This window comes from Yersinia aldovae ATCC 35236 (assembly GCF_000173735.1).
GTDB lineage: Bacteria > Pseudomonadota > Gammaproteobacteria > Enterobacterales > Enterobacteriaceae > Yersinia > Yersinia aldovae.
In genome coordinates this window covers 22700-30309 of record NZ_ACCB01000049.1, presented here as the reverse complement: position 1 = coordinate 30309, position 7610 = coordinate 22700, and the positions used below count along the sequence as shown (strand labels likewise).

Genomic DNA, 7610 nt, shown 5'->3' with positions numbered 1-7610 from the left:
AACAGCAAAGAAATAGGATTTCATCAGGCCGCCTGGCTGCAACTCGGAAAGACCCAAGCAAACAACAATCACCCTACCTACTAACTCGAAAGGCCTGTATTGCTGCATTAAGCGATCCGGTACACACTGTGTCCGTGATCGGCGGCGGGGCGACTAAGGAGATACAATGTCAATCTTCCGCAGGGGTTCCGTTTGGTATGCCGACTTCACGGCACCGGACGGAAAACGCATTAAACAGTCTCTTGGCACAGAGGAAAAGCGCCAAGCACAGGAGTTGCACGACAGATTAAAGTCTGAGCAATGGCGAATAGAGCGCCTAGGTGATTTCCCTGACGTGACATTTGATGATGCTTGTTTGCGATGGCTTGAAGAGAAAGCACATAAAAAATCATTGGATGCGGATAAGGGCCGGATCGGATTCTGGCTCATCCATTTTCAAGGTGTTTTGCTGAAGAGTATTTCCGAAGCAAAAATTTATGCCGCCGTCAGTAAAATGACAAACAGAAAACATAGGGATAACTGGGAGTCGAAAGCAAGTTCGCTGAGGAAGCGTAGTGATGTCGTGGAGCCATTTGTGGAAGTGCCGGTTAGCATATCAACAAAGGCAAAACACCTAGCATTAATGAAAGCGATTATGCGTGCCGCAAGAGCGAGGGAAAAGGGTTAGATGGCTCGAACCCCATGAAGCTATCCGATTGATAAACGAATGCTCTGAACCATTGAAATCGATTGCGGTGTTTGCGCTGGCAACCGGTTTGCGCAGATCAAACATTGTCGATTTGCAATGGCAAGATGTAGACCTTCAACGGAAGGTTGCATGGATTCATCCAGAGGAAAGTAAGTCTGGTCAGGCAATTGGCGTCGCTCTGAACGACACCGCATGCCGGTTACTTCGAGACCAGGCTGGAAATCATAAGAAATGGGTATTTGTTCACCAGAAGTCCAGCACTAAGTGCTGACGGAACAAAAGCAGCAGAAGTCAGGAAAATGCGCGTTGATGGTAACACGGCATGGAGACTTGCATTAAAGAGGGCTGGAATCGATAACTTCCGTTTTCATGACCTTCGCCACACATGGGCAAGCTGGCTTGTTCAGGCAGGTGTTCCGCTGACAGTTTTGCAGGAAATGGGCGGGTGGGAATCAATCGAAATGGTACAGAGGTATGCACACCTAGCACCACGTCACTTGAGTGCTCACGCGAAGCAAATTGATAGCATTTTTGGAGGTCACGTCCCAAATTCGTCCCAATCGGATAATTTGGAATTACTGAAAGTCGTGTAAGGCGTTGATTTTACATGGTACGCCCTACAGGATTCGAACCTGTGACCTACGGCTTAGAAGGCCGTTGCTCTATCCAACTGAGCTAAGGGCGCATTTGATATTTACCGCAGCATAGGACGCTGCCGGTAGTCAGTTGCGGGTTGGATTATACGGGCAGTCGCTTTTGAGTCAATGGGTTTTCGCCTTATGGTTTATCAACTGGCTATTTAATCGTTAATTAATCGTTATTATACGCCTGACAGCACGCCCCGCTTCTGACAAAATAGGCGCATTCCCGCTTTTTTAATTGATGGACCCTTCCACTGATGTCAGCGAAAATTATAGATGGTAAAACGATTGCGCAGCAGGTACGAAACGAAGTAGCTGCGTTGGTACAGAAACGTTTAGCTGCGGGTAAACGTGCTCCCGGCCTTGCTGTTGTGTTGGTAGGTGAAAATCCAGCGTCACAAATTTATGTCGCCAGTAAGCGTAAGGCGTGTGAAGAGGTAGGTTTTGTCTCACGTTCTTATGACTTGCCGACCACCACTACGGAAGCCGAGCTGTTAGCATTAATTGATTCACTGAATAACGATAGTGAAATCGATGGGATTCTGGTGCAACTGCCACTGCCCGCGGGGATTGATAATGTCAAAGTCCTGGAACACATTCATCCAGATAAAGACGTCGATGGTTTCCATCCGTATAATGTGGGTCGCTTATGCCAGCGCGCGCCTAAACTGCGCCCTTGCACCCCGCGCGGTATCGTAACTTTATTGGAACGCTATAGCATTGATACTTATGGCCTGAACGCTGTCGTCGTGGGCGCATCCAATATTGTTGGCCGCCCGATGAGCCTTGAGCTGTTGCTGGCTGGCTGCACCACTACCGTCACCCATCGTTTTACTAACAATCTGCGTCAGCATGTCGAAAATGCAGATTTATTGGTGGTCGCCGTCGGTAAACCCGATTTTATTCCTGGTGAATGGATTAAACCCGGTGCAATCGTGATTGATGTCGGCATTAACCGCCTTGAAAGTGGTAAAGTAGTCGGCGATGTAGAATTTGATGTCGCTGTTGAGCGTGCGGGTTGGATTACACCGGTTCCTGGTGGCGTCGGGCCGATGACCGTTGCGACACTGATACAAAATACCTTGCAAGCCTGCGAGGAATATCACGACATCAACGAAAATAGAGTGAAAGGACAGTAATGGATATTTTTCATTTGGAAAAACACCCGCACGTCGAGCTATGTGACTTATTAAAGTTGCAAGGTTGGAACGATAGCGGTGCATCAGCAAAAGCTGCCATCGCTGATGGGCAGGTAAAAGTTGACGGGAATGTAGAAACGCGTAAGCGCTGCAAGATCCTGGCTGACCAAATTGTTGAGTTTCAAGGTATGAAAGTACAGGTTAAAGCCTAATAACCTCAGCAACGGCGAGTTTTAGCTGGTTATTGCAAAAAACTGCCGCTGTAGTAGTGAAAAGTACAAGATATGGGCAAAAAAATGCGGTTGCTGGCGAACACCAGAACCGCAATTTTTTAATCCTCTACCTGTCATACTTCAAGTTGCATGTTTGTTAGCTGCTTTCCTGCAACTCGAATTATTTAGGGTACAGTTAATCAGCTCCGTATTATTTACGACGCCAGGTTGTCCCTTGCGGGCCATCTTCCAGCACAATACCCAGTTCGTTCAATTGATCACGCGCAGAATCTGCCAGCGCCCAATCTTTGCTGCTGCGGGCATCGTTGCGCTGCTTGATAAGCGCTTCGATTTTTGCCACTTCATCGTCGTCCGTTTGCGCACCACTTTGTAAAAACAGTTCTGGATCCTGTTCCAATAATCCCAGCACATGCGCCAGTTTACGCAACTCAGCCGCTAACGCATTTGCCGCGGTCATATCTTCAGTTTTAAGGCGGTTCACTTCACGGGCGATATCAAACAGCACCGAATAGGCTTCTGGCGTATTGAAATCATCATCCATCGCCGCACGGAAGCGCGCTTCAAACTCAGCACCACCGGCAGGCGTTGCATTCGCATCAGTCCCGCGCAGCGCAGTGTATAAACGCTCTAATGAAGCACGCGCCTGCTTGAGGTTTTCTTCGCTGTAGTTAAGCTGGCTACGATAGTGGCCGGACATCAGGAAGTAACGCACAGTTTCCGCATCGTAATAAGCCAGCACATCGCGGATAGTGAAGAAATTATTCAGTGATTTTGACATTTTTTCTTTGTCAATCATCACCATACCGGAGTGCATCCAGTAATTAACATATGGGCCATCATGCGCGCAGGTAGATTGTGCAATCTCATTTTCATGGTGCGGGAACATCAAATCAGAGCCACCGCCGTGAATATCGAAATGCGCACCGAGCTGCTTACCGTTCATTGCAGAACATTCAATATGCCAGCCTGGGCGGCCCGGCCCCCAAGGTGATTCCCAACGAGGTTCGCCCGGTTTGGACATTTTCCACAGCACAAAATCCATCGGATTACGTTTCACATCAGCCACTTCAACACGCGCACCTGCCTGCAACTGATCCAAGTCCTGACGCGATAACACACCGTAATCTGGATCACTTTCAACAGAGAACATAACATCCCCATTGTCAGCTACATAAGCATGGTTGCGGGCGATCAAGCGCTCGGTTAGCTCAATAATCTCTGGGATGTGATGAGTAGCATGTGGCTCTAAATCTGGGCGTTGAAGGTTCAATGCATCAAAATCTTTATGCATTTCAGCCAACATGCGCGTGGTCAATTGCTCACAAGTTTCATTGTTTTCAATGGCGCGTTTGATAATTTTGTCGTCAACGTCTGTCACGTTGCGGACATATGTCAGAGAGTAACCTAAATAACGCAAATAACGCGCCACGACGTCGAAAGCGACAAAAGTACGCCCATGCCCAATGTGACACAGGTCATAAATGGTGATCCCGCATACGTACATACCAATTTTACCGGCATGAATAGGCTTGAATTCCTCTTTTTGGCGACTCAGTGTATTAAAAATCTTTAGCATCGGGACATTCCGTGGTTTTTGTTTTTGCGAAACGCATAGTTTAAAAGGATATCATCAGATTATGCGGTAAATCTGCCTTCGATACAGCACTTTTTCGCCCGTATTGGCCGCGTTTCGAGTGCTGACTCAATCTCGCAGATATGATATAAGAGCCGTCTAAAGAGTTACGACTCATTTGTGAACACACTTATTACACTAGCAGGAACATTATTATGGTCACGTTTCATACTAATCACGGCGACATCGTCGTCAATACCTTCGCGGATAAAGCGCCGGTTACCGTTGAAAACTTCCTGAACTACTGCCGTAAAGGTTTCTATGATAACACTATCTTCCACCGTGTTATCGATGGTTTCATGATTCAGGGCGGTGGTTTTGAGCCAGGCATGAACCAGAAAACCACTGATGCGCCAATCAAGAACGAAGCCAACAACGGTTTGAAAAATACCCGTGGCACTTTGGCAATGGCGCGTACTAACGATCCACACTCTGCCACTGCCCAGTTCTTCATTAACATTGCCGACAACGACTTCCTGAACTTCCGTTCAGAGCGGCCAGACGGTTGGGGCTACTGCGTATTCGCTGAAGTCACTGATGGTCTGGACGTGGTTGATAAAATCAAAAACGTTGCTACCGGCCGCAGCGGTATGCATCAAGATGTGCCAAAAGAAGATGTGATCATCAAAAGCGTTACTATTAGCGAGTAATGACGGCTTAATGAGCACGCTTTTTATTGCAGATTTGCATCTTAGCGTTCAGGAACCGGCAATCACTGCCGGTTTCCTGCATTTTATCCAGCGTGAAGCTATTCATGCTGACGCATTATATATCCTGGGCGATTTATTCGAGTCCTGGATTGGCGATGATGATCCCGAGCCACTGTATCGGCAAATCGCTGCTGCGTTAAAATCACTCCAGCAACAGGGCGTACCCTGCTATTTTATCCACGGTAATCGCGATTTTCTACTCGGCAAACGCTTTGCTCTTGAAAGCGGCATGACTCTGCTTCCGGAAGAAAAAGTCGTTGATTTATATGGCCGTAAAATCGTTATTTTACATGGTGATACCCTGTGTACTGATGATGCCGACTATCAGCACTTTCGCCGTCGGGTACACAATCCACTGATTCAAAAACTGTTCCTGTGGTTACCGCTGCGTTTTCGGTTACGTATAGCTGCTTATATGCGTAACCAAAGCCAACAGAACAACAGTGGTAAATCCGAACTCATCATGGATGTCAATTCGCAAGCGGTGATCGACAGCTTCCAACGTAACAATGTGAGTTGGATGATCCACGGGCATACTCATCGTCCGGCAGTTCACACCGTAGCACTACCCGCCGCTACAGCCCATCGTGTGGTGCTGGGAGCCTGGCATGTAGAAGGGTCGATGGTTAAAGTCACCGCAGATGACGTTGAACTGATTAAATTCCCATTTTAGCCTTCAGGCGTGCCTTGCCTGGTGTGATAAAAAACTTAAAAATCCACTAAAAGCCGCGACGCAACCGTTTTCCTCTCCTTTACCTCATGATATGCTCTACGCCCTCTCGCCAGTCACGATTTAAGTAAAGTCGTTCTGGCCGACGCTTGCGCAATCACAGGAGCTTTACACTCATGGGAGCTAACCTCGATTCGGCTTATCCAGCCGGGGTTAAAATCGCTATCGTAATGGGGTCCAAGAGTGATTGGGCCACTATGCAGTTCGCCGCCGACGTGCTCACCACGCTCAATGTCCCGTTTCATGTCGAAGTTGTTTCCGCACATAGAACCCCTGACAAACTGTTCAGCTTTGCCGAACAAGCCGATGTTAATGGCTTACATGTCATTATTGCCGGCGCGGGCGGTGCGGCTCACTTGCCGGGTATGTTAGCGGCCAAAACACTGGTGCCCGTTTTAGGTGTGCCGGTACAAAGTGCGGCCTTAAGTGGTGTCGATAGCCTGTATTCTATCGTGCAGATGCCGCGCGGCATTCCTGTGGGAACACTGGCAATTGGTAAAGCGGGTGCGGCAAATGCCGCCTTGCTGGCGGCGCAAATACTGGCGCTGCATGATACCGAATTGGCCGTTCGTTTAGCGGGCTGGCGTAAAAGCCAAACTGACGAAGTGTTAGATAATCCAGATCCACGGATGCCAGACTTACAGGTGACGGCATGAAACCCGTTTGCGTATTAGGCAATGGTCAGTTAGGGCGTATGCTGCGCCAAGCCGGTGAGCCGCTGGGTATTGCAGTTTACCCGGTGGGTTTAGATGCCGAGCCAGAAGCCGTGCCCTATCAGCACAGTGTGATTACCGCCGAAATTGAGCGTTGGCCAGAGACTGCGTTAACCCGTGAGCTTGCCACCCATGCCGAATTCGTTAATCGCGATATTTTCCCACATCTGGCGGATCGCCTGACACAAAAGCAATTGCTTGATAGCCTCAATCTGGCAACCGCCCCGTGGCAGTTATTAGCCGATGCCAACGAGTGGCCGCAGATCTTCGCGAATCTGGGGGAGCTTGCCATCGTGAAACGCCGGGTTGGCGGTTATGATGGCCGTGGGCAGTGGCGTTTGCGCACCGGTGAACAAGATAGCTTACCAACTGATTCTTACGGCGAATGTATTGTCGAGCAGGGTATTAACTTTTCTGGCGAGGTTTCACTGGTCGGTGCGCGCAGCCATCAAGGTAAATCGGTCTTTTATCCACTCACCCATAATCTGCATGAAGATGGCATCCTGCGCATGAGTGTGGCTTTGCCACAACCCAATAGCAAGCTACAGCAGCAAGCCGAAAAAATGCTGTCTGCCATTATGGATAAACTGAATTATGTTGGTGTGATGGCGATGGAATGCTTTATCGTCGGCGACAGTTTGTTGATCAATGAGCTGGCACCACGGGTACATAATAGTGGGCATTGGACACAAAATGGCGCTTCTATCAGCCAGTTTGAGCTGCATCTGCGCGCTATTTTGGATTTGCCGCTGCCAACGCCGGTGGTCAATACTCCGTCTGCGATGGTCAATCTGATTGGTACGCCAGTGAATACCGAGTGGCTGTCACTGCCCTTGGTGCATCTGCATTGGTATGAAAAAGAAGTGCGCGAAGGCCGCAAAGTGGGTCATTTGAATTTAAATGATCCCGATGGTGCGGCATTAAGCACCGCCCTGGCGGCACTGGCCCCGTTGTTACCAGCGGAATACCAAAACGCCCTGCGCTGGGCGCAAGCTAAATTATAACTTAATTGAAGCATAAATAAGTCACGATATTCGCCGTGACTTGAGGTTAATGACAAAGTGCCCGTAACGGTGAAAACAGGCAGATCGTAAAGACGCCGTAAATACATCCTTGTAGGCTC

General features: G+C 48.7%; 7 protein-coding genes, 1 tRNA gene and 1 pseudogene. 7 read left to right on the top strand and 2 right to left on the bottom strand.

Annotated features, from left to right (window positions below; genetic code table 11):
* Positions 1–166 precede the first annotated feature (166 nt).
* Positions 167–1281: pseudogene (locus YALDO0001_RS20435) on the top strand (site-specific integrase).
* Positions 1282–1296: 15 nt separating this feature from the next.
* Here YALDO0001_RS20435 and YALDO0001_RS17230 read toward each other — a convergent pair.
* Positions 1297–1373 (bottom strand) — tRNA-Arg (locus YALDO0001_RS17230).
* A 213-nt stretch (positions 1374–1586) separates the two neighbouring features.
* Here YALDO0001_RS17230 and folD point away from each other — a divergent pair.
* Positions 1587–2468, top strand: coding sequence for a bifunctional methylenetetrahydrofolate dehydrogenase/methenyltetrahydrofolate cyclohydrolase FolD (folD, locus tag YALDO0001_RS17225; RefSeq protein ID WP_004704975.1), 882 nt, complete (start codon positions 1587–1589; stop codon positions 2466–2468).
* Positions 2468–2680: a ribosome-associated protein YbcJ gene (gene ybcJ, locus YALDO0001_RS17220; protein ID WP_004390634.1), complete on the top strand. Its 213-nt coding sequence runs from the start codon at positions 2468–2470 to the stop codon at positions 2678–2680. Before folD ends, ybcJ begins: the two co-directional genes overlap by 1 nt.
* Before the next feature lie 211 nt (positions 2681–2891).
* Here the strand turns inward: ybcJ and cysS are convergent, their stop codons facing one another.
* Complete coding sequence (gene cysS / locus YALDO0001_RS17215) at positions 2892–4277, bottom strand: cysteine--tRNA ligase (RefSeq protein WP_004704973.1); 1386 nt, start codon at positions 4275–4277, stop codon at positions 2892–2894.
* A 212-nt stretch (positions 4278–4489) separates the two neighbouring features.
* Here cysS and ppiB point away from each other — a divergent pair, with 212 nt between their 5' ends.
* The 4 genes from ppiB to purK all read left to right on the top strand — a co-directional run bounded on the left by ppiB (position 4490) and on the right by purK (position 7491).
* Positions 4490–4984 (top strand): peptidylprolyl isomerase B, encoded by a 495-nt coding sequence (gene ppiB, locus YALDO0001_RS17210; RefSeq protein ID WP_004704971.1) that lies wholly within the window; start codon positions 4490–4492, stop codon positions 4982–4984.
* A 10-nt stretch (positions 4985–4994) separates the two neighbouring features.
* Positions 4995–5717 carry a UDP-2,3-diacylglucosamine diphosphatase gene (locus tag YALDO0001_RS17205; protein ID WP_004704968.1) on the top strand — a complete coding sequence of 241 codons (723 nt, stop codon included), beginning with the start codon at positions 4995–4997 and terminating at the stop codon, positions 5715–5717.
* A gap of 173 nt (positions 5718–5890) precedes the next feature.
* Entirely contained in the window at positions 5891–6430 is a 540-nt protein-coding gene (gene purE / locus YALDO0001_RS17200; RefSeq protein ID WP_004704966.1) for a 5-(carboxyamino)imidazole ribonucleotide mutase, read from the top strand.
* Complete coding sequence (gene purK / locus YALDO0001_RS17195) at positions 6427–7491, top strand: 5-(carboxyamino)imidazole ribonucleotide synthase (RefSeq protein WP_042840408.1); 1065 nt, start codon at positions 6427–6429, stop codon at positions 7489–7491. Before purE ends, purK begins: the two co-directional genes overlap by 4 nt.
* Positions 7492–7610: the final 119 nt, after the last annotated feature.

What these genes read in the sequence shown, in the direction of transcription:
- folD (WP_004704975.1), top strand. Translation starts at nt 1,587, where the DNA reads ATGTCAGCGAAAATTATAGATGGTAAAACGATTGCGCAGCAGGTACGA.
- ybcJ (WP_004390634.1), top strand. Translation starts at nt 2,468, where the DNA reads ATGGATATTTTTCATTTGGAAAAACACCCGCACGTCGAGCTATGTGAC.
- cysS (WP_004704973.1), bottom strand. Translation starts at nt 4,277, where the DNA reads ATGCTAAAGATTTTTAATACACTGAGTCGCCAAAAAGAGGAATTCAAG.
- ppiB (WP_004704971.1), top strand. Translation starts at nt 4,490, where the DNA reads ATGGTCACGTTTCATACTAATCACGGCGACATCGTCGTCAATACCTTC.
- YALDO0001_RS17205 (WP_004704968.1), top strand. Translation starts at nt 4,995, where the DNA reads ATGAGCACGCTTTTTATTGCAGATTTGCATCTTAGCGTTCAGGAACCG.
- purE (WP_004704966.1), top strand. Translation starts at nt 5,891, where the DNA reads ATGGGAGCTAACCTCGATTCGGCTTATCCAGCCGGGGTTAAAATCGCT.
- purK (WP_042840408.1), top strand. Translation starts at nt 6,427, where the DNA reads ATGAAACCCGTTTGCGTATTAGGCAATGGTCAGTTAGGGCGTATGCTG.